The organism is Bremerella sp. JC817 (assembly GCF_040718835.1).
Lineage (GTDB): Bacteria > Planctomycetota > Planctomycetia > Pirellulales > Pirellulaceae > Bremerella.
On the sequence record NZ_JBFEFG010000280.1, the window covers coordinates 1,117,266 to 1,138,231 of the forward strand.

Below are 20,966 nucleotides of genomic sequence, written 5' to 3' on the forward strand. Positions count from 1 at the left end.
CACGCGACGCGTTGAGTTCAGAATCCGCGAGGCTTAAGGAAGCGTCGTTGGATTGCCGTCGCTGATGGCCATCGCGTTGGCATAGATGGTCGCGTCGATCGTTTCTGGAACGAACTGGCAACTGGCATCGGCCAGGCACATCACCACGCCGCCAGGATGGAAGCTACGCGCCGCGACGCCTGATTCGGTGCTGCTGTCAGGGTTGCTGTTCTCGCCATAGACCGTGGCGTTGGTCTTGTTGTACGAGTAAGGCGAAGCATCGACGCGCCGCGACGTGTTCGGCGTCATGACGATCGCCCCACCATGATGGTTACGACCACTGAAGGTGGAACCGGTGGCGTAACCCCAAGCACCACGGTCGTCGCCGCCGCTGTTCACCACCATGATCTCGCTCAAGAGGATCGAGTTCGAGGTACCGTCGGTGATGTCACGGAACTTGGCACCATACTGCCCCACGACGCTGAACGGACCCTTCTTGGTCGAATCGTTGTAGTCAGCCATGCGGCACAAGCGACCGGCACCGACATTGACGGCATAGTTCACCTTGGCAAAGCCGGTGAAGTCTTGCGTCAGCAGCGAGGTAACGCTCGGATGGCTCGGGCAAAGGTACGCATCAGGACGTTGACGCGTCACGCGATTGTTGCCGCTGGTCGCGTTGCCGTTACGAGCCAACTGGCGGCTGTCGTATTGATCGTGCAGTGCGTTTTGTTCGATGAAAGGCAAGATCATCACCGCCCAGGTCGCACCCCAGTCGCGATTACGCGACCAAGCGCCGATGGAAGTGTCTTCTTGAACGCCAGCCGTATCCAACACTACGCATGCTGGTGGGAACGACTGGAAGGTGTCGTGATAGTTGTGCATCGCCAGGCCCAATTGCTTCTGCTTGTTGGTGCAAGTCATGCGACGGGCAGCCTCTCGAGCTTGCTGAACGGCAGGCAGGAGCAAGGCAATTAAGACGCCAATGATGGCAATTACCACGAGGAGCTCAACGAGCGTAAATCCACGTTGCTTTGGCATAACATGGTCTCCACGAATCAGATAATGAAGAAAAGAGATAGAAGATCGACCGCGCTGGAGGTTTGCCCGGCGAAAGAAGCCAGGGCAACCGAGGTGGCAAGCAGGCAGGAAGCTCACCACTACTGGATAGTAAAAAGTGCAGGAAAAAGTATAAAACATCCTGGATTTGAATGCAATAAAAAAACGCAGCAACGCTGAGTTCCCTGTTGATGGGGGACGCGGGAACCCTCACCGAATCTTGCCTCTTCCCGAATCGGACCAGATAGTTATTAGTGCGCTACTGCTGTCTGATTCTGCAGACCGGAGGCACCTTCGATCCGCCTTGTCTGCCGGAACTGCACGATGTAGGGACTGTTCGTCCTGTGCCTAAAGAGACTGATGTAACTTCCCATCAGAAAAAGGTTTGTCTTCGCTAGCACTCTGGCCGATACCTGATTCTGTCAAAGGCAATGTAGCCAGTTGGTATTGAGGAGGCATCGATAGATATGGCAAAGAAAGACACATTCCGCGTGGTGACCCGAGGCGCCAATGGCGAGATCCGCATTAAGGATTACGACTCGGCCGAACCACTGTTGAAGATGCACTCGCAGGTAGGTACCGAAGACAGCAGCACCGACCTGGCCCTGCGTGGCATGCCTGTTTTCCGTGGCCTGATTGGGCCGATGCCGGAAGGCAAAGCGATTGTCCGTTACGAATCTCCAGAAGTCTTTGAAACGTTGACCAAGGAATGGGGAGCTGCCAAGCCGAAGCGTCGTCGCCGCCGCACGGCTTCCGCCGAAGCTACCGTCACCGAAAGTTAGTTCCTCGTCGACGTGGGCTGCGTGCCGCCTGGCAGCCGACAAAGACTTCTCTCCAATTCACCCTCCCGGGCGATCCCGCCGAGTTTCCTGTTCTCGGTGGACGCCAAAGCGAGTAGCGCTTCAGCGGGTGGTTGAGAAATGCTAGTCGAGATCTTCTCCAGTTCTGGGTATTGGAGGGTTTCTCTCCTTTGCCCCATTTCTCAACCACCCGGCGCACTCGCCGACTTTCTGGCACTCGAGGGTGCTTTCTGCCACCGCAATCATCGATTTCCCTCTGGATGCGGATTTGAATCTCTGTCTATAATCCGCGGCCATTGTCCCATTAGGGCACATTATTCCGTTCCTCCGAGAAACGCAGCGTCATGCTGGCACGACTGGTACAGGGAAGTCCAGGCCGACAGCACATGGATGTCTTGCTCCGTCCCGCGATTTATAACCTCGCGCTGCGGTGTGTCTTGCTCTGTGCGCTCGTTTTCGCCGTCGCTTCGCCCGCCCAAGCTCAGGCTCAAGGGCCTCCGCCGGTGGAAACCATTCGCAGCACCCTCCGGGTTGCCTGGGGTGGTTCGTCGGAACGCCGTTGGCGAGGAACGCTGGCACTAACTGCTGGCAAAATCCGGCTGGTCAATCTGTTAGGGATGGAAGCCGACGAGGCCCGGGCTGTTCTTTCCTCCCAGGGTCGTGTCGAAATCAATCATCTCACGCCGCGCATCTACGACGGGTTCGACATTCAAATCGAAGCCCCCGCCGGCGCTCAACTCACCATTCAGCTTTCTGGCACCGGAACCGATCAGGCCCAGCCGATCTCGATTCCGATCAGTTCGTTGATGCATCAGCCTTACCAGGACGCGCTCGACGAACAAGGTTCGCGTATCCTCGTGCAGCGTGCCCCAGGCGATACGATCCGCACCGATCTTAATCGCGACCACCTGGTCTTCGCTCCGGAAGAAACATTCCGGGCCACCATCACCGGCTATCGCACCAACTTCCCGCCAGGAACGTCGGTGCAAGTTCTCGTGAAACTGCGTCCGGCCAGGGCAGGGCGATCGATCTGGGAAAAGACCTTCACCACTGCAGTCGACAATCGTGGCGACATCCATCTGGGGGAAGCCATCGATGTGGAAGTTCCCGTCAACGAAGGGGTATACGAGCTGGTGGTGTTGATGACCGAGCAGCGACTGACGAGCCTGGTGTTTGCGTCGAAGCCGACGCATCAGCGGGTTCTGCAGTTTGTGGTGATCGATCCGGAATTAGAATTCACACCGAGTCAGGAAGATCCACGGCCGATCGCGTCGTTCGATCCAACCGCCGCCGACTGGTGGCCTCGCTTGTCGAAGCTCGCTTCGTACAGCTTGTGGCAAAAGTCGAAGACTTCCGAACTGCATAACAACCTGACCAAGACAATCGACCACAACGAACGGAAGTGGCAGCAACTTCAGCCGACCGGTTGGCATGCCTATCCGCTACCGATTGAGGCGATCGGGGCACCTTTGGTGGTCGAGGTCGAATACCCGTCCGATCTGCCGCAAAGCCTGGGGATCAGCATCATCGAACCCGACGCCGCCGGCATGATCACGCCGATCGGGATCGACTCAGGCGTCGAGGTTTCGCCGCCGCAGCCAGGCGACAAACCAGGCGAACTAAAGCATCAACTCGTCTTCTGGCCACGCACTTCCACCCCGATGTTGCTGCTAACCTGTCGCGACAAGGCTTTGCCGTCGACTTATGGTCGGATCAGCGTTCTGGCCGGTCGGCCTAAGTTGGGGCCGCCTGCCTCGCCGCTGGAAACAGCCGCCGCCGCGAATGTGGAAGACGACCGACTGGCGATTGCTTACTGGGACAAGCCACTCTTCTCGAAAGGGTTCGGTGCTCCGGAAGATTTGAACATCGCCTCCAATCGTTCGCTCGAAGATTGGCTTACCTTCCTGGAAGGAAGCAATCGCGTGATCGAACATCTGAAGCGAGTCGGGTTCAACGCCGCTTGCATCAGCATGATGAGCGAAGGTGGTTCGCTGTACCCCAGCCCCCACTTCCGCTCGACGCCGAAGTTCGACAAAGGTTTGTTCTTCGACGATGGACGAGATCCGTTCAAGAAAGATGTTGCCGAGTTGCTCTTCCGTCAGTTCGATCGCGCTAATCTCCGCTTGATTCCGGCGATGGAGTTGAACTCCCCGCTGGTTCGCTTGGAAGAAGGCCGGATCGCTTCGCTCGATCCGAACTACGCCGCTCCGCTGAATCATCTTGGCCAGCCCGCGATCGACCGCACCGGCGTCTCGGCAGGCGAAGGGGCCTACTACAATCCACTCGATGAGGACGTACAACAGGCGATCAGCGACCTGGTGCTCGACTTCGTTTCGCGTTACGGCCATCACCCGTCGTTCTCGGGCTTGGCGTTGAACTTGGACTGCGATGGCTATGCCGTCCTGGCCGGGCCGCAGTGGGGCATGGATAACGCCACGCTGCTTCGCTTCGCCCAGAGTCTGCCGGCGGTGCAGCAGCAGATCTTCGCGAACCTGCCACCCGATTTGAAGACCCGCAGCGACTGGGTACTCGAACAGCAATGGGAGAGCTGGCTCCGCTGGCGTGGCGAACGGATGTTCCAGTTGCATTCTCGCTTGGCAACCATCATGCGAAGTGCCAACTCGAATGCAGTGCTCTACCTGAATACGGCTGGCTGTTTCCATGGGCAACATGCCAAGAAGCGTCTGACGCCAGAACTGCCACGCACGGCGACTTCGACCGATGTTCTGTTGGAACTGGGCATCGACGCGAAACGCTATCGCACACATCCCAACATTTCGCTTCTCGATACCAACTTCGTTCGCCCGCGTGGCAATCCGAAGCGAGGCCGCTGGTACATCAATTACCAGGCAGCCCGTGAAGACGAAGTCTCTTACGCCGACGAAGACAATCGCGGCGTGTTGCATTTTCATGTCCCTGATACGCTGCACGTGGCAGGCTTCGATCAAGCCAAGCCATTTGGTCGCGATGGTAACTTCACTTGGGTTGCCTCCGAGTTCATCGGCAGCGGATCGGACGCACGCAAACCGCTGGTCGAGCATCTGGCGCAAGAGGATGACTTATCGATCTTCTTCGGCGGCTGGACGGTGCCGATGGGACAAGACGCGGCGTTGCACGAGTTCCTGACGATCTACAAGATGCTGCCACGCGGCAACTATCATCGCTTGAACGTTCCTCAATCGCAGCCGCTGGTGATTCGCAAGCTTTCGACCGGATCGGAAACGACGCTGTACTTCGTCAATCCAACTCCGTGGGACTTGAACGCCGCACTAACGGTTCAGTTGCCGAGCGATGGTATCGTCACGCCACTCGCTTCCAGTGAGATCTCGCGCGGGCCTCAACCCAAAGGGGAAGGGCAGTGGAGTATCACGATTCCGGCGTACGGTCTGATTGCCTGTAAGGTCGATGTTTACGACGTCGCGATCACTGGCGCGAAGGTCTACTTGCCGACCGGCGTGATGCGAATCATGCGAGAACGATTGGAAGAGCTGGCCCTACGAGTACGCAGCATTCGCTCGCTGCCACCGGTCGCGCTGCTGGCCAATGGCGACTTCGAGCAACCAGCGACCGATGGTCTAATTCCAGCGTGGACGCTCAGTAATCAGCCCGGCACGGCGGTTGGGATCGAGACGCAGAAGATCTATGAAGGCAATCAGTCGCTCCGGCTGAAGAGTACCGGTCAGGTCGTTTGGGCCCGGAGTGAAGAGATTGAAATCCCGGAAAGCCGCCGGCTGATGCTGAAGATGCATCTGCTGAACGACTCTCCTGGTGCCCAGCCGAATCTGCGAATCGTGCTCGATGGTTACGTCGGCACGCAGAACGTTTATCGCCCGGTCTCGGTCGGCGCCGGCACGCCATTTCCGCTGCAGGCCGAATGGAGCGAGTTCGCCTACCCGGTGCTCGATCTTCCGCCGGAACTGGAAACCGCTAAGATCGGCTTCGACATGATGGGGGACGGCAACGTGCTGGTCGACCGGGTCGAACTGTACGACGTGGCGTTCCGCGACAGCGAGATCAATCAGCTCAACAAACTGGTGACGCTGGCCTATGCTCGCTACCAACAGTCCGAAGTGGGCGATTGTTACCGATTGCTCAATGGCTATTGGGTGAAGTATTTGGAGAAGCACGTCCCGATCGCTCCGGCGTTGGCCCAGCAGCTCGAACAGAATCGAGCCGCCAACGTTGCCCAGCGAAATGCTCCGAAAGAAGAGCCGCCGCCGAAGACCTGGTTCGAGACCTTCCGCAGCTACACGCCGCGCCTGCCTCGCTTCCAATAGGCGTCGCGATCTTGGCTGGCCGATTAAACCTCGGTCAGCAATTCTTCCGGGATCTCAGGCATCAGCTTGCCCTCGCGATAGGCCTGTTCAATGGCCAAGGCCGTCCGCAGTCCTGTTTCGGCGATGTTCTTACAGCGGTCCGCGATGTTGCTCACTTCCCAGCGGTCGTCCGGTTTGACGAACAGCTCGGTCACGATTTGATCGAGATCCAACTGATCAAGCGGCGTTACATCGTCAGGCAGGTGATACCGCAGACTCCAGTGATTCGTGCGGAAGCAACGCTGGTCGCCCAGGCCTGAAAGAACGAACTCGCGCGAATCGTTCAGGCGAACCTGCAGCAGGTTCAAACCATCTTGCGGAGCGACTTCCAGCCCGAACGATTCGACGATCGTTGGCAAGACATCGCCAAGCCGGGCGATTCCCAGACAGCGCGTCAAGCCTTCCACCGCGTCCGGTCGACGCACCAGCAAAGGCACGTGAAGCGTATCGCTATAAAGCCGCACCGGGCCATCTTCGACGCGGCCGATTTGTCCATGCAGTCCCAGCGGATAACCACCGGTCGAGGTCAACACCACCAGCGGCTGCTTGTCGGCGGGAAGCTCTTCGATGGTGGCCAGGATTTCGCCCAGCAACATGTCGAGGACCGTGACCTGACCTGCGTAGGCCTGGGTGATGCCCAGCACATGATCGGAATCGAACTCGCGGTTTTCACGTTCGAAAGGGGGCTGCACGATCTCAGGCGGCGCCGGGTCTTCTTCGTCGGCCAGGTCTTGGCGATAGCTGTACGGTGCGTCCCATGGTCCCAGCATCCCTAGCATGTGAGCCCAGATCACTTCTTCGCGGGCCGGTTCTTCGAGCCAATCCAGCAGCACACTGGCGAAGCGAGCCAGCGTTGTTTCTTCCGCGCTGCCGGCCGCGACTTCGGCGACTTCCGGGAAGGTTTCGACCGAAGCCAAACGGGTCGTATCGCGAAGCACTGCCAGGCGAGGGTCGTCGGTCAGCAAGTGCACCGGAACATCGGCGTCGGCCAATGCTGTCATCAGGCCACTTTCATCCTGCGAGCCTAGCGGATGGGTGCCGCCGAACAGATGTGGATACAACACCAGCGGGTCAGGGCATTCCGAGATGCACTGCTCGAACAGCACCGACTGGCAGGCCCACTGATCGAGCGCTGGCGTATCGAGCCACGAGTTTCCATAGCAGCCGAGAAAACCGGCTCCCCAACCATCGACGACTAAGACCAGTGCACGACGCACAAGCGACCTTCCCAAAAGAAATGGGTACCCCCAGGGTACCCTTAAATTGATCGGTGTTCCTTGCCGCAACTATAGAGGTGCGGGGCTATTTGGAAAAGTCGGGGCGGCGAATCGCAGGCCGCATCCACTCGCGCCACAGCAGTCGCGGGAACACCACGGCATCTTTCGCATACCGTTTGGCGAGCCGTTTTGGGTCGGTGCCGATGCGGTAAGCCCACTCCAACCCGGTACGCTGCATCCACTTCGGAGCACGGCTCTTTTCGCCTGCCAGGAAGTCGATCGTCGCTCCGGCACACAGGGCCACCTTGGCGGTCACTTCGTGCTTATGTTTGTCGATCCAGATTTCTTGCTTCGGTGCCCCCAAGCCAATCACCAGAAGCTGCGCTTCGGAATCGGCGATCCGTTCCAGGATCTGTTGGTTCTCTTCGGCGTCGTTCTCGAACCCCAGCGGAGGGCTGTAGGTTCCCACGATCTGCACGTTGGGGTATTGGCGATGAATGTTGACCGCCGCGCGCTGGGCCACGCCTGGGGCGGCACCCAGCAGAAAGGTCTTCAGCGGAGCCGTACTGGTCGCCGCTTTGAAAAGAGCCGGCACCAGGTCGCTTCCGGTCACGCGTTCCGGCAGCGGCTTGCCAAAGATTCGCGAAGCAAAGACCACCGGCCAACCGTCGGCCAGGACCATCGATGCGTCTTGATAAGCCTCGCGCAGACCGGCACTGGTTTGCAGCAGCACGGTGTGATCGACGTTGGGGGTCACCACAAATTTGGTGGCCTCGCCCCGTTCGCCTTCGATCCAGGTCATCAACTGACTGACAGCCTGAGGCATGCGGATGGCATCGATATCGATACCGAACATGGAAATGCGTTCGTTGCTCATTGGACGATTAACCTCGCGCGGCAGCTTGTGCCGGCCAAGAGGTGGTAGGGGCTGGGGTATGGGAACGAGGAACGAGTCCAAAGTCGTAAACCAGGGCGGCGTTCATACCGGCAACCAGGAATATCAACAGGTGTTCAAACGGCATGAAGGTGATCTCGTGACCCACCATCTGACAGAAGGCAATCAGCACGGTGCCAACTCCCAGGGTGCCAACCGCTTTGGCCCACGGAGGGGACTCGCTGCGGGCCAGGCGCCAACCATTTCGTAGCCACATGCCATACATGCAGAGAAACGGAATGAAGCCGAGCAGGCCGAGATCGGTCAACACGCTTAAGAAGGTGTTGTGATGGTCGTAGTCGCGAATCGATTCCAAGATCAGGTCGACGTTGCGATCGGCCAGGTACGGCAATTTCGCTTTGCGGAACTGGCTGAAGCCATGTCCCAGGATTGGCCGGTCGAGGAACATTTCCCACGAGACATACGTGAAGCTGGCTCGCATACTGACCGAACGCCGCGTGTCTTCGACGGTCCCTTCTCGCTTCAGACCCATGATGGCATCCGACTTGGCAGCCACTGCTAACAGGCCACACGCCACCATGCCGGTCAGCAAGACCGTTCGGGCTTTGCCTTGCATCGTCAGGAAGATCCCGGCCATTAAGCTGACGCCAGCGCCGGCCCAGACGGTTCGAGTCTTGGTGAAGAAGATTGCCGCGAGAAACAGCGGAATCAAACAGAACACAAAGCCTTTGGTCTTGGCCGATGCACGCGACCAGAGCAAACAAGTCGTCAGCAAACAGCCGCACAAATAGACGCCATAGCTGACCGATTGCACCATCGGACCGCGAGCACGACCAAAGTGCAGGCCAATCTTCGGATCGGCGATGTAGCGAGGAAAAACGAAGCCATACAGCCCAAGCCCTTCCATAATGCCGATCACCGCCAGGTAAACGCCGAAGGCAGTCATCGCCATCAGAAACCAGTCGACCTGGCGTTCGTCGTATTTCAAATTTCGCGCCACGATATAAACCGACAGCGGAATCAGATAGCCGTTGATCAGGTGCTGCACCGGCGGCACCTGGTCCGGGGCGAGGTTGCGGATGTCGTGGCTGAACGTATTGAAGATCAGCACACCGAAGAAGATGGCAATGACCGTGTCGAGCGCCATCCAGGGGCGCAGCTCGATTTTGCCTAGCTTCCACTGTACGGCGAAGGCAACGCCCAGCCCCACGATTGCCAGGCGGTCGATCGAAAGATTGATGCCGCCGAACTTGAATTCAAAGAAGTAGACGCCGAAGGCCGACGTCGCAACCAGCAGCCCGACCGAAGCTAACAGCAGGTTGCCTCGGATCGCCAGGATGGTTCCCCATACCAGGCCTACGAGAGCAAAGATGATCAGGATCGGGGTCATGGTGGCGGTTCAGATTTCAGTTCGCAGATTTTACGTAGTCGCTGAAGCCTGAAAACCGAAGCTCAATTGGTCGATGGCGTCCGGTTCGCGAGGTGAAATAAGGCCTCCTTCAAAGATAGGCCATGCCCAGCGTGGGGAGCCTCGGACGATGGACTACTGGAACCATTCGTCTGGCTGTTTGCCGATGGTAGCGGTTGTGATGGATGTGACGGCATGGGCGAAGTGGTCAGCACCAGCACACCCATCCCAAAGAACAGCCCGCCCAGCAGACCCGCTCCGGCAATCAGCTTTCGCGAAGGGCCGACCGGGTAATCGCTTACCTCGGGCGTGCTGACCTTGGTGATCAAACTGGTTGTGGTCGCTGCCGAAACGGAACTGCGGGCATCGGCCAAGTCGGTCCGAATTCTCGTCAGCTTGTCGTTCTTCTCGCGGACTTCACTTACCAGGTTGTTGTAGCTCGCCCGGAGCGACGCGAGCTTTGTCATTCGCAGGCTGACATCGTCGAGCATCGTTTCCAGTTGAGCGATGCGGCTGGCATTGACCGTTTGTTCCGCTTTCAGCCCGCTGATGGCCAGGCCGATCTCTTGATGCAGGTGGGCGCGAATCTCTTCTTCGGCATGGCGAGCAGCGATCACACCAGGGTGGTCGTCGGTGCGAATCCCTTGCAGTTGAGCCGACCGCAATTGAGCGTCAATCAAGCCATCTTTCAAGCGACGAAGGGCGGGCTGCGAATCGAGCAATTGGTTCGGCGTGGCGATCAATTCGCTCGTGTTTTGCTGGGCAGTTGCCAGGATCTGAAGCAGTTGGTTCGAGCTCTGCTGGTTGGCCATTGCGGCACGCAGTTCGTTTTTGATTTCGACCATTTGCTCGCGAAGGTTACCGTTGCCGGAGCCGACTTCGTTCAAAATCCGCAGCTCGGCGAGGTCGGTTCCGACGTTCGATTCCATTTCGGAAAGATGCCCGGTCACGCTCGATAAGGCGTCGCCTGCTTGTTGTTCGCGGTAGTTCAATTCGTCGACCAGGCTTTGGGCTCGGTCGTTTCGCATTTCGCCCAGCTTCAGATCGAGCTCGGCGCAGATCAATTGATTGAACTGCCGGGCCCGCTCGGGCGTGTCGGCTTCAACACTGATGTACAGCATCTCGGTCGTGCCGAACTCGGTCCCACTCGGGGAATGAGCGCTGATCGATTTGCGAGCCGAGGCGATGTCGTCTTTGGATGGCCAGGTGGAAGTGGTCCAGCGATCGGCTGGCGGACCCAACTGGATGAGGGCGGCCTCGATCACTTCCCGCGAACGGGTCAACTGCAGGACCGTTTCCTGGGCGTGTTTCATATCTTCGATGCGATTGAATTCGCCGGGGCGCCCAAGGCTGCTGACTGCTTCGTCGCGCAGCACAATTGCTTGCGTGGCGTCCCACGAATTCGGTTTGATGGCGGCGTAGATCAAGGCACCTGCCGCAACGATCACCATCGGAACAATCCAGCGGAATCGATAGTGGAGAAGGGCATAAAGAATGTCGGCCGGGTTCCACATAAGAAGTGCCTCAGTCGATAGGCAAGCGAGAAGCAAGAAACAAAAAAAGGTGCGGGAAGCAAGCCAAGGGCATACGACCCTGGGCGTTGCTTCCCACAACCCCGATTCGCTGGACCTAATAGGCAAAGGGGATGCCAAACTTCCGGCATAACTCTCCATTTGCGTCTGGAAGTCTTCGTGTCGAAAGCACTTAAACGCAATTCGTACACCCCAGGATGCTGGGGCATTGGTGATGCAAAAACAGGATGCGATGTGGCGAAAAAGCATCATGTGATGCGTTGCGGAAACGAATCGTGGACCTTGGTTCGCGATCCTATTCAATCCGCGAAGACTTCGTTTGCATTTATCTAGCAGTGGGGAATGTTTGAGAGTCTATGGGCCGCCATGGTATCGGTTTGCGCGGTGGAAACCTTGGCCCCAAACGCGTTATCGTCCCCTCAAAAAATCATGCATGTCGAACGGTTTACGAATGCTCAATCGGTGGCCTCTTGGCGTTCCGCCTGGAATGGTATGGCCGGAGGTGTTCCATTTCGAACCTTCGAATGGTTGATGTCGTGGTGGCGACGCTACGCGGACGATTGCCCTCTGTATCTCTTGGGAGTGTTCGACGGCGATCGCCTGGTAGGGATGGCTCCGTTCTATCGTTCGGCCGGCAAGACAGGTGGACGTACGCTTCGCTTTCTAGGCGATGGCGAAGTCTGTTCGGACTACCTCGATCTGCTCGCCGCCCCTGGTTACGAAAACCGAATCATTTCGCCCCTGGTCGATTGGTTGCTGGAAGCACTGACGACGAGCGACTCGTGGGATGCGATGGAACTGGATGGCATCGAGTCGGGCACGCCGCTGGTCGAAGAGCTGACCCGGCAACTCGCCGGCGCCCAAGCCATGGTCCGTCGACGACCGGCTCAGAATTGCTGGCGGCTCGAGCTTCCGGAAAGCTGGTACGAGTTCGAGATGCTGCAGTCGAAGTCGCATCGCAAGCAGATTCGTCGTTTGATCAAACGCGTCTTCGACACCGATCGTTGCCAGTTGCATGTTTGCAACAGCATTACGCAGATCGACGAAGCGATGCCGATATTGATCGATCTGCACACGCGCCGCCGCAAGACACTCGATCAGACAGGCTGCTTCGCGTGCGATCGTTTCCGCCGCTTCTTGTACGAAGCGGCCAACGAAATGATCCCCAGCGGCAACTGCGAGATCTTATGGCTGGAACTGGACGGGGCACCGATCGCGGCAGAGATTCACTTTCCGACCGATACGATCTGTTATGCCTATCAGGCCGGCATCGACCCGGCCCGAATCAAAGAAGAGCCGGGCAGCTTGATGCAAATTGCCGTCATCCGTCGCGCGATCGAACAAGGTAAGACCGCGGTCGATTTTCTGCGTGGCGACGAACCTTACAAAGCCCATTGGCGAGCCGAGCCTCGCGTTTGTGAGACGATCCGAGTAGTACCCAACACCACGTCTGGCCTGATCCGTCACGGGATCTGGTCGACGCAGGTTCAGGTGAAAAGCTGGTTTAAAGCTTCGTTGGGGAAAGATTGAGGAGGAACGGATGGATCGAATCAAAAGTGCATTGATCGATGGTTACTGTGCCGCGACGTGGCCCTGGCGAGCTCGTTTTCGCAAGGAGCGTGCCCGCGTGGCGATGGCGCCGGTGATGGTGTTGTTCTATCATCGCGTCGCCGATATCAACTTGAATCCGTGGACCATCACCAACGATGATTTTCGTCGGCACCTGGACTGGTTGCAGGCCCACCTCGACGTGGTTTCGCTAGAAGAAGCGCAGCGGCGGATTGCCTCGCGCTATAACACCAAGTCTTGCGTGGCGATCACCTTCGACGATGGCTATAGCGAGAACTGCGACTTCGCCATTGGCGAACTCATTCGCCGCGAGATGCCGGCGACTTACTTCGTGACGCTCGAGAACGTTCTGAGAGGAAGGCCATTTCCGCATGATGCCGAGTTAGGAATTAACGCTCCGCCGAATACCCTGCCGCAGATCTGCGAGATGGCACAAAGCCCTTGGATCGAAATCGGTGGACATACGCGGACCCATCCCGACGTCGGCAAGATGCGTGATCTTCTGCTGCTCAAAGATGAAGTGATCTTTGCAACCGAAGGTCTGGAGCAACTGATCGGGAAGCCGATTCGCTACTTTGCGTTTCCGTTTGGTCAGCATGCCAACTTGAACGACACGGCGATCAATTTGCTGCGTGAGAAGGGAATCCAAGGGTTCTGCTCGGCCTACGGTGGATACAACTTCCCTGGCGACGATCCGTATCACATCCAACGCATTCATGGCGACCCGGATATGGCTCGCCTGCGAAACTGGTTGACAATCGATCCCCGCAAGGTGAATGGCGTGCCGCGGTATCAGCCGCGTTACACCAAGCCCGTAAGTCCCCTGGGAGGCAGCGAATGAGTTCTGCCTCGTCGGTCGACAATACGGCGCCTCTGCCAGAGACCGATTCGTTTCGTACGACGTCGCTGGCGGAAAGCATGCTGCTGTTGGCGATGCTGACCGTGTTCCAACGCGGCATCGGCTTCGTGCGCGGGGTGCTCTTTTGCCGTTGGCTGCCGGCGGAACAACTCGGTCTGTGGGACCTGGTGTTTGGTTTTCTGATGTTGGCCGGCCCGCTGGTCGTGCTGGGTATCCCAGGTTCGTTCGGCCGCTATGTCGAGCACTACCGACAGAAGGGCCAGCTGCGCACGTTTCTCTATCGCACAACGATCGCCACGGTGGTTTTGTCGGCGGTCGGATGCAGTGCGCTGTGGTTGTTTCACGAACAAGCCGCGGTGGTGCTGTTTAAAGATCGCAGTCTCGCCTCGATCATTCCGGTGGTGGCGTTGACGCTAACGGCCGTGATTGGCTTCAACTATTTCGTCGAACTGTTCATCGCCATGCGGCAGATGCGAATGGTTTCGGCTTTGCAGTTTGTCAACAGCGTGCTGTTCGCCGTCGTCGGTCTGGGGCTTCTACTGTGGTACGAAGCCAGCGCCGAGAGCGTGATCATTTCGTACGGCGTGGCCTGTAGTGTGACTGTGGCAATGGGCGTCTGGGTGCTGATCCGTGATTGGCAGACGTTGCCCCTTGGCAACGAAGTCCCTGCGCAAAGCGAATTCTGGCGCAAGCTGCTTCCGTTTGCGGCCTGGCTTTGGGCGATCAACTTGTTGTCAAACTTGTTTGAAGTGGTCGACCGCTACATGATCGTTCATTTCAGCGGCCTCTCGCCGGAGCAAAGTATCACGCTGGTCGGCGACTATCACAGTAGCCGCGTCGTGCCTTGGTTGATGGTGGCAGTCGCCAACTTGTTTGGTGGAATCTTGCTGCCTCACCTGTCGGCCGATTGGGAAAGTGGCAACCGAGACAAGGTCGGGCGGCAGATCAATCTGCTCCTGAAGATGGCCTCGATGGTGATGATGGCCGGAGCGATCGTCATCGGGATGACCGCGCCGTTTCTGTTTGAATATGTCTTCGAGGGCAAGTACAGCGGGGGTTTGCAGGTGCTGCCTTGGACGCTGACTTATTGCGTCTGGTACAGCCTCAGTGGCTGCGCGATGCTTTATTTCTGCTGTGCCGAGAAGACCCACGCCGGGGCGATTGTCTTTGGGATTGGCCTGGCAGCGAACGTTGCCTTGAATGCGATTCTGCTGCCGATGTGGGGACTCACCGGAGCGGTGGTTGCCACGGCACTAGCCAACGCCATTGCGATCTCGTTGGCGCTGATACTTTCCAAACGACATGGCATGCAGGTTCAGCTTGCCACCTTGCTGCTTGCCGCCGCACCGCTGCTGTTGGGGCTGGGCTGGATGCCAGCGATTGCCCTGTGGATTGTGCTGGCCTGGCAAGCGACGACAGCCAACTGGCTGTTTGACGAAGAAGAAAAACAACAACTACTCGACGGCATTGGCGTGCTCACCAAGAGATTTCGCTGAGCACCTGCAAGGGAAAGACGATGGGACGACGAACAATCAAACCGCTGGAAAACCGTGGCCCGTTGCGTGTCATGTTCCTGGTAACCAGCATGCCGGTCGGGGGTGCTGAAACCTTGCTGGTGAATCTGATTCGTCGCATGGACCGTTCTCGCTTCGCTCCGGAACTGTGCTGCATGAAAGACCTCGGCCCGCTGGGTGTGGTTATGGAGCAGGAAGTGCCCACGTTCCATAAGATGCTCAGCAGCAAGTACGACCTGCGAGTCGTGTCGCGACTCAGCGAACTGTTTCGCGTTCGCGAGATCGATGCCGTGGTGACGGTTGGTGCAGGCGACAAGATGTTCTGGGGACGTCTTTGTGCATGGCTGGCTGGCGTGCCGGTGATCGCCTCGGCGATTCACTCGACCGGCTGGCCTGATTCGATCAACTGGCTCAATCGTCGCCTGACCTCGATCACCGATCGATTCATCGGCGTGGCGGCTCCGCACGGCAAGCACCTCGTTGAAGTCGAAGGCTTTCCGACCGAAAAGGTGACGGTCATTCCGAACGGGATCGATACCGATCGATTCGTGGTCGATCCGGAAGTCCGGCGACGAGTGCGTGACGAATGGCGTGTCCGTGACGACACGGCGGTGAGTGGCATCGTTGCTGCACTGCGACCAGAGAAAGATCATGCGTTGTTCCTGAACGCCGCCGCTCGCGTGGTGAAGCGTTGCCCTCGTTCACACTTCGTGATCGTCGGCGACGGCCCTGAGCGACCTGCGATCGAAGCCTTGCGCGACGAACTTGGTCTGCAAGATCATGTGACGATGATGGGCAGCCGGAGCGATGTTCCAGACCTGCTGTGCGGGATGGATACCTTCGTGCTGACCTCGAAGAACGAAGCGAGCCCGGTCTCGATTCTGGAAGCGATGTCTTGCCAATTGCCGATCGTTGCCCCCCGGGTGGGGAGCATTCCGGATGCGGTCGACGACGGCGTGAATGGCTTGTTGGTCGAAGCAAGCAGCCTCGACGAGACCGCCGATGCGATGATTGCCCTGAGCCAGGGAGCCAATTTGCGAGCCGAAATGGGAGCCGCCGCGCGCGAGAAAGTGCTGCGTTACGGCTCGCTCGACGCGATGGTGGGGGGCTACCAGGACCTGATCACAACCGTCTATCGGCAAAAGGCTTTGAAGGCGGCGAGCACCGTGCTGCAGCCCGTTTCAAGCGGTGTTCTGCTGGGGAAACCGTCTGACGTGAAGGCATCGTAACCTTCTGTCAGCACACGGGTTTCGTTCTTTCAACGGCTAGGCGTCTTGGCGACGGTGCGTTACCATAGAGCAGATCGAATCAGGTCTGCAAAATTGGTTTGCTGTCCCAGGGGTCAGTCGCAAGGTGAAGTTCAATCTGACGGGTCCGTTCTTGGCCGGCTTGGCGAAAGTTGTCGCCGGCAGCAGCGTGCGCTGGGTGGACAGCCATCCCGACACGTGTCAGCGGATTTACTTTGCGAACCACACCAGCCATATCGACGCCGTGATCATCTGGGCTTCGCTTCCCAAGCATTGCCGAGAACTGACCATGCCCGTGGCGGCGAAAGACTATTGGGATCGCGGCTGGTTTCGACGTTACCTGGCGCGCTCGCTCAATGCGATGCTGATCGATCGCGAGAACATCAAAGTTCATCGCAGCCCTGTGGAATCGATGCTGAAAGAAATCGGCGACAAGTATTCGGCGATTATCTTCCCTGAGGGAAGTCGAAACGACGGAACGACGCTCCGCGAATTCAAAAGTGGGCTTTTTTACCTGGCGAAGAAGCGACCCGACCTGGAATTGATTCCGGTCTACGTCGACAATATGACTCGCATTTTGCCGAAAGGGGAATACTTGCCGGTCCCCTTGTTGAGCCGGGTGATCTTCGGACCGCCAATCTGGCTAGAGAACGGCGAACCCAAAGCGGACTTTCTGGCTCGTGCCCGAGAATCGGTTTCTCGATTGCGAGACGTTTGACGCTGAAGCGACACCATGGACTTGCTGCATCAATCCTTTAGCACGAACCTTTTGGCACCGTTGTTGGCCCAACAAACGGCATTTCTGCTGGATGGTGCCACCGGGATCTTGCTGGGGGTCGTGATCAGTTGCTTGTTGATTGCCACCGGGGCCGGGCAGATCCTCCGGCGTCAGCCTGACTCGAGCGTGAACCCCGCCATCGTCCAGGCCTTCATTCGCCGCGTGCGAGCCTGGTGGCTGATGACGGCGATCCTGGCAGTCACCTTCATGATTCCTTCGCCGGTGGCGACGGTGATCCTGTTCTTCTTGATCTCGTTCTGGGCGCTCCGCGAGTTCATTACGTTGACGCCGACCCGCCTGGGCGACCATCGTACGTTGTTCTGGGTCTTCTTCGTGCTGACTCCTGCCCAGTATGTGCTGGTGGCGATGGGGCAATCGCAGTACGAACTGTTCAGCATCTTGATCCCGGTCTACGGCTTCCTGTTCGTTGCCGCACGAATCGCCGTGGCAGGGGACTATAAGCGGTTTTTAGAGCGTATCGCCAAGATCCAGGCCGGGCTCTACATCTGCGTTTACTCGTTAAGCTACGCTCCAGCTTTGCTGTATCTGACCGACTGGACCGATCCCGAGTACTCGCATCGCAGCACGGCGGGTCTGTTGTTTTACTTCCTGCTGATCGCTCAGCTCAGCGACCTGCTGCACTTCGTCTGTAGCCGACTGCTGGGGAAGAATGTGATTGCCCCGAACATCAACGCCAGCCGAACCTGGGAAGGCTTCTTTGCCGGAACCGGCGTGACGGCGGTCGTGGGGGCGATGCTCAGCCTGACCGGGGCCACGCCGTTCAATCCTTGGCAAAGTGCCGTGATGGCGATCATTATCTCGGTCATGGGAGCCGCCGGCGGAATGGCCATGAGTGCCATCAAGCGAGACCGTGGCGTTCAGGACTATGGAACCCTGGTCGAAGGGCACGCAGGCGTTCTGGACCGAATCGACGCCATCTGCTTCGCCGCCCCGGTCTTCTTCCACCTGACGCGGTACTACTTCACAACGGCCGGCAGCTAGCGTGAACCTCGGGCGAAGATCGCCCCTCTTAAAAAATCATGCCACTTTCGTGGCGGACCACCGGTTGATCAGATTCCAAGAGTCGATAAACTGGAGAGTTCCAAACCGGGAGGATACGCGAACTGGCTAGCAGCTTGACTCGAAATCAAGTGCCGGGTAACCGGTTGAGGGTTCGAATCCCTTGTCCTCCGCTTACGGTAAAATTCGAGCAGAAAAGGACTTACGCCTTAATGGCCTAAGTCCTTTTGCTGTTTCTTGGGGGCAAGCTGCATTTGCATATTGGTGGATACAATAATCGGGGTTGTTCTCCTCTAGCCGTGGTTTCGCTCACGAGGCGAAATAAAAAGGCCTCATAACAGTCGTATGAGGCCTTGCTGCTTTTCCCGTTTCCGAAAGCGACTATGACAAAATTATCAAGCTAGCTAGTTCACTCGTTGGGGAACCCTGGATCAAGTTGCGAGGGATGTACTCCGAGAGCATCAGCAATTTTCTCCATAGTAGTGGAGGTTGGCACATGCAAGCCTGTTTCCAACCTCGACAGGTGACTCTGTGAGATGCCAGCACGTTCCGCTAGTTCTTCTTGTGACATCGATTTCTGGCGACGCAACTCTCGCACTACTTTGCCAACTTTACGACGGTACTTGTCAACACGCTCCCTTACCTCTGAGCTTTCATTTTCCAGCCCATATTCAGGTTTTAAGTCTACGAGCATCGAATCGGGAACGAGAATTTCCTCTATTGCTTGGCCAATTTGTCGTTTTAGAGTTGGATCCTGTTCCTTGAAGAGCATTTTCAGAAGATCAATTAAATCTTCCCCTGTTTCTGTCGGTAAGTTATCCAGGACCTTGGCGAGTTGGTCCCTCCATAGAAGCAATTCTGAGTGGTCGTTATTTGCGTGTGCTGTGGTGTTCATAATATGTATTGGCTCCAATCCAATCCAATTTGATCACGGCTCCGGTGTCACGCGAGTACCCTTGCTGACAGAGTAACGGATCAAATTGGTATCAAAGGTTCCGTTAAGGTAGTGGTTCCAACGGTTGCGAAGTAATTTCATGATGAAGGGAGGTGCGGCCCCATCATCTTCCTTCTTGTACGTGTGGAGAACAACAATTTCGTTGCTGACCTCATTGAACCTAAAATAGACGCGGAGGTTAATCTTCCCGAGCATCCCTCCCTTTTCTTTCAATTCCCAGAATTCGCCGAATTGCTCTACCCTGAGATTCGCTTGGTAGTTCTGGGATCCAAAATCGACTAGCAGCTTGATCAGATCCTTAACGTGAAGATATTGACCTTCTGATAGGATATCGTGGCCTTCTTTCGCTGCCTTCGCCAGGACAACGATGTCGTGCGATCTATGTGTTCTGCCACCATCCGTCGGCTTGTGTTCTTTGTTCATGGCGATAGGTTCCGTTATCGATGTTTTGGCCTCCATGCCTTGAGATTATACAACGTTTTTGTCGGAAGACAAGTAAAATATACAATCTTGGATTTCCTGACAAGCCTACATTCTCAGTCGGCTGGAAAATTATATTGATCGAACTGTTTGTCAGGGTGGCGAGGTATCGTAGGCTACGGTAATCAATTTCGATCCATCTATTCCGAACTCGCCGCTTACGGTAAAATTCGAGCAGAAAAGGACTTAGGCCTTAATGGCCTAAGTCCTTTTGCTGTTTCTTGGGGGTAGTTTTCGGCCAGGGAGTATTAGTCGAAGCGGTCGTTGCTGCTGCGGCTGAAGAAGGTGGTGCAGCACCAGCCCAGGCCGATGCCGACGATACCGGCGATGATCAGCTTGGCGATGTGGGGCCATTCCGGGACGACTGCGTTGAGCGTCAGGAAGGTTCCGATCAGGCCTGCGAAGAGGCCGGTGTAATAAATCAGGTCGTCGATGGTGTAGCCGGGGCCCTTAACCATATGCATTCTCCTTGCGAGAGTGGATCACGTTGTCAGGTTGTTTTCGAGTGATTGCCGGACGATCTCCAGCAGGTTGTATTTCAAAACGCCGTCGAGAACCAGGAAGCCAATCCCGATCTGCCAGCGCCGGATGCGCCGCAGGCGAGTACTGAGACGAACCTTGGTCATTCTTTCCAGCGAGTAGCTGGTGACCTCGAACGTCAGCAGCAGGTAGCCCAGCCCACGCGTGATCGACCAGATGTGCCAGCCCACCAGCAGCGTGGTGAATGGGTTCTTCGAGTGGATCAGCATGTTGCCGACATAGCAGTTCATCAAGTCGACTTCCTGAAAACCTTGCCACAAGGTGACAGAGCCGAGCGAAGTGAACGAGAAGAAGGTCGACGCGAGCATCAACTGAACATGAGCCCAAAGCCAATGGCTTAGTTCATATTCAGGGCTTTGGCCCGATAAGACCCACTGCAATGTGACCTGCCAATAATCTTCGCCGCGCGGATAGATCGCCGCGACTCCGTTGGGATCGTTGTAGGTCAACGTGATCACCAGGGCGCAGTGGGCCAGAAAACCGAGGGCCAACGCACCCAGGCCGCGCAGCATCGAATCTCGCGATACGGCCGCGACCAGCAGCGGGGTTAACAGCAAGGACGAACCAAGCTGGCCGCCGGGGGTACCTAGCAAATAGGCCACCAGCATCGGAAGCGAGCCAGCGATCATCGCGGCCGGGTACCAGAGGTACCACGGCGCGAGTCGATCGTCGAGCTTCCGCGCCATGCGCAAGGTTCGCGAGGCAATCTTCGCCGGAATGCGAATCGGCCACATCCAATACTTGGGGGGCGGAGTTCGGGGCGGAGAAGTTGCCGGAGGAGACTGGGTCGTGCTCACGTCT

The 20,966-nt window shown here is 57.3% G+C and carries 17 protein-coding genes and 1 tRNA gene; 9 read left to right on the forward strand and 9 right to left on the reverse strand.

Annotated features, from left to right (window positions below; translation table 11 throughout):
• Positions 1-33: 33 nt before the first annotated feature.
• Positions 34-1,017, reverse strand: a complete 984-nt coding sequence (locus tag AB1L30_RS22975) for a DUF1559 domain-containing protein (protein ID WP_367016374.1) — start codon at positions 1,015-1,017, stop codon at positions 34-36.
• 485 nt (positions 1,018-1,502) lie between these two features.
• Between AB1L30_RS22975 and AB1L30_RS22980 the strand changes: the two genes are divergently transcribed.
• Complete coding sequence (locus AB1L30_RS22980; protein ID WP_345088326.1) at positions 1,503-1,817, forward strand: hypothetical protein; 315 nt, start codon at positions 1,503-1,505, stop codon at positions 1,815-1,817.
• A gap of 362 nt (positions 1,818-2,179) precedes the next feature.
• Positions 2,180-6,112 carry a family 10 glycosylhydrolase gene (locus AB1L30_RS22985; RefSeq protein WP_367016376.1) on the forward strand — a complete coding sequence of 1,311 codons (3,933 nt, stop codon included), beginning with the start codon at positions 2,180-2,182 and terminating at the stop codon, positions 6,110-6,112.
• 23 nt (positions 6,113-6,135) lie between these two features.
• Here the strand turns inward: AB1L30_RS22985 and AB1L30_RS22990 are convergent, their stop codons facing one another.
• From AB1L30_RS22990 to AB1L30_RS23005, 4 genes are all read right to left on the reverse strand, one after another.
• Entirely contained in the window at positions 6,136-7,368 is a 1,233-nt protein-coding gene (locus AB1L30_RS22990) for a sulfatase-like hydrolase/transferase (protein ID WP_367016378.1), read from the reverse strand.
• A gap of 85 nt (positions 7,369-7,453) precedes the next feature.
• Complete coding sequence (locus tag AB1L30_RS22995) at positions 7,454-8,245, reverse strand: WecB/TagA/CpsF family glycosyltransferase (RefSeq protein ID WP_367016380.1); 792 nt, start codon at positions 8,243-8,245, stop codon at positions 7,454-7,456.
• Between the two features lie 7 nt (positions 8,246-8,252).
• Positions 8,253-9,653: an O-antigen ligase family protein gene (locus AB1L30_RS23000; RefSeq protein WP_367016382.1), complete on the reverse strand. Its 1,401-nt coding sequence runs from the start codon at positions 9,651-9,653 to the stop codon at positions 8,253-8,255.
• Positions 9,654-9,715: 62 nt separating this feature from the next.
• Positions 9,716-11,185, reverse strand: coding sequence for a hypothetical protein (locus tag AB1L30_RS23005; RefSeq protein ID WP_367016384.1), 1,470 nt, complete (start codon positions 11,183-11,185; stop codon positions 9,716-9,718).
• A 549-nt stretch (positions 11,186-11,734) separates the two neighbouring features.
• Here AB1L30_RS23005 and AB1L30_RS23010 point away from each other — a divergent pair.
• The 7 genes from AB1L30_RS23010 to AB1L30_RS23040 all read left to right on the forward strand — a co-directional run bounded on the left by AB1L30_RS23010 (position 11,735) and on the right by AB1L30_RS23040 (position 18,363).
• A complete protein-coding gene (locus AB1L30_RS23010; protein WP_367016386.1) occupies positions 11,735-12,733 on the forward strand; it encodes a GNAT family N-acetyltransferase in 999 nt (332 codons plus the stop codon).
• A gap of 10 nt (positions 12,734-12,743) precedes the next feature.
• Complete coding sequence (locus AB1L30_RS23015) at positions 12,744-13,613, forward strand: polysaccharide deacetylase family protein (RefSeq protein ID WP_367016388.1); 870 nt, start codon at positions 12,744-12,746, stop codon at positions 13,611-13,613.
• Positions 13,610-15,127 carry a lipopolysaccharide biosynthesis protein gene (locus AB1L30_RS23020; protein WP_367016389.1) on the forward strand — a complete coding sequence of 506 codons (1,518 nt, stop codon included), beginning with the start codon at positions 13,610-13,612 and terminating at the stop codon, positions 15,125-15,127. Before AB1L30_RS23015 ends, AB1L30_RS23020 begins: the two co-directional genes overlap by 4 nt.
• Positions 15,128-15,147: 20 nt before the next feature.
• A complete protein-coding gene (locus AB1L30_RS23025; protein ID WP_367016391.1) occupies positions 15,148-16,374 on the forward strand; it encodes a glycosyltransferase in 1,227 nt (408 codons plus the stop codon).
• Between the two features lie 124 nt (positions 16,375-16,498).
• Positions 16,499-17,110: a lysophospholipid acyltransferase family protein gene (locus AB1L30_RS23030; RefSeq protein WP_345088316.1), complete on the forward strand. Its 612-nt coding sequence runs from the start codon at positions 16,499-16,501 to the stop codon at positions 17,108-17,110.
• Between the two features lie 15 nt (positions 17,111-17,125).
• The gene (locus AB1L30_RS23035) at positions 17,126-18,172 is read left to right on the forward strand and encodes a phosphatidate cytidylyltransferase (protein ID WP_367016393.1); all 1,047 of its coding nucleotides are present in this window, start codon (positions 17,126-17,128) and stop codon (positions 18,170-18,172) included.
• A 108-nt stretch (positions 18,173-18,280) separates the two neighbouring features.
• Positions 18,281-18,363: transfer RNA gene (locus tag AB1L30_RS23040), tRNA-Ser, on the forward strand.
• Positions 18,364-18,599: 236 nt separating this feature from the next.
• On the opposite strand, the gene AB1L30_RS23045 is transcribed toward AB1L30_RS23040, so the two are convergent.
• From AB1L30_RS23045 to AB1L30_RS23060, 4 genes are all read right to left on the reverse strand, one after another.
• Positions 18,600-19,085 carry a helix-turn-helix domain-containing protein gene (locus tag AB1L30_RS23045; protein WP_367016395.1) on the reverse strand — a complete coding sequence of 162 codons (486 nt, stop codon included), beginning with the start codon at positions 19,083-19,085 and terminating at the stop codon, positions 18,600-18,602.
• 33 nt (positions 19,086-19,118) lie between these two features.
• Complete coding sequence (locus AB1L30_RS23050) at positions 19,119-19,568, reverse strand: hypothetical protein (protein WP_367016397.1); 450 nt, start codon at positions 19,566-19,568, stop codon at positions 19,119-19,121.
• 305 nt (positions 19,569-19,873) lie between these two features.
• The gene (locus tag AB1L30_RS23055; RefSeq protein ID WP_367016399.1) at positions 19,874-20,083 is read right to left on the reverse strand and encodes a hypothetical protein; all 210 of its coding nucleotides are present in this window, start codon (positions 20,081-20,083) and stop codon (positions 19,874-19,876) included.
• Between the two features lie 24 nt (positions 20,084-20,107).
• Positions 20,108-20,962 (reverse strand): hypothetical protein, encoded by an 855-nt coding sequence (locus AB1L30_RS23060; protein ID WP_367016401.1) that lies wholly within the window; start codon positions 20,960-20,962, stop codon positions 20,108-20,110.
• Between the last annotated feature and the right edge of the window lie 4 nt (positions 20,963-20,966).

Coding starts and splice junctions, on each gene's coding strand:
- AB1L30_RS22975 (WP_367016374.1), bottom strand. CDS start 1,017: ATGCCAAAGCAACGTGGATTTACGCTCGTTGAGCTCCTCGTGGTAATT.
- AB1L30_RS22980 (WP_345088326.1), top strand. CDS start 1,503: ATGGCAAAGAAAGACACATTCCGCGTGGTGACCCGAGGCGCCAATGGC.
- AB1L30_RS22985 (WP_367016376.1), top strand. CDS start 2,180: ATGCTGGCACGACTGGTACAGGGAAGTCCAGGCCGACAGCACATGGAT.
- AB1L30_RS22995 (WP_367016380.1), bottom strand. CDS start 8,245: ATGAGCAACGAACGCATTTCCATGTTCGGTATCGATATCGATGCCATC.
- AB1L30_RS23000 (WP_367016382.1), bottom strand. CDS start 9,653: ATGACCCCGATCCTGATCATCTTTGCTCTCGTAGGCCTGGTATGGGGA.
- AB1L30_RS23005 (WP_367016384.1), bottom strand. CDS start 11,185: ATGTGGAACCCGGCCGACATTCTTTATGCCCTTCTCCACTATCGATTC.
- AB1L30_RS23010 (WP_367016386.1), top strand. CDS start 11,735: ATGTCGTGGTGGCGACGCTACGCGGACGATTGCCCTCTGTATCTCTTG.
- AB1L30_RS23015 (WP_367016388.1), top strand. CDS start 12,744: ATGGATCGAATCAAAAGTGCATTGATCGATGGTTACTGTGCCGCGACG.
- AB1L30_RS23020 (WP_367016389.1), top strand. CDS start 13,610: ATGAGTTCTGCCTCGTCGGTCGACAATACGGCGCCTCTGCCAGAGACC.
- AB1L30_RS23025 (WP_367016391.1), top strand. CDS start 15,148: ATGGGACGACGAACAATCAAACCGCTGGAAAACCGTGGCCCGTTGCGT.
- AB1L30_RS23035 (WP_367016393.1), top strand. CDS start 17,126: ATGGACTTGCTGCATCAATCCTTTAGCACGAACCTTTTGGCACCGTTG.
- AB1L30_RS23045 (WP_367016395.1), bottom strand. CDS start 19,085: ATGAACACCACAGCACACGCAAATAACGACCACTCAGAATTGCTTCTA.
- AB1L30_RS23050 (WP_367016397.1), bottom strand. CDS start 19,568: ATGAACAAAGAACACAAGCCGACGGATGGTGGCAGAACACATAGATCG.
- AB1L30_RS23055 (WP_367016399.1), bottom strand. CDS start 20,083: ATGGTTAAGGGCCCCGGCTACACCATCGACGACCTGATTTATTACACC.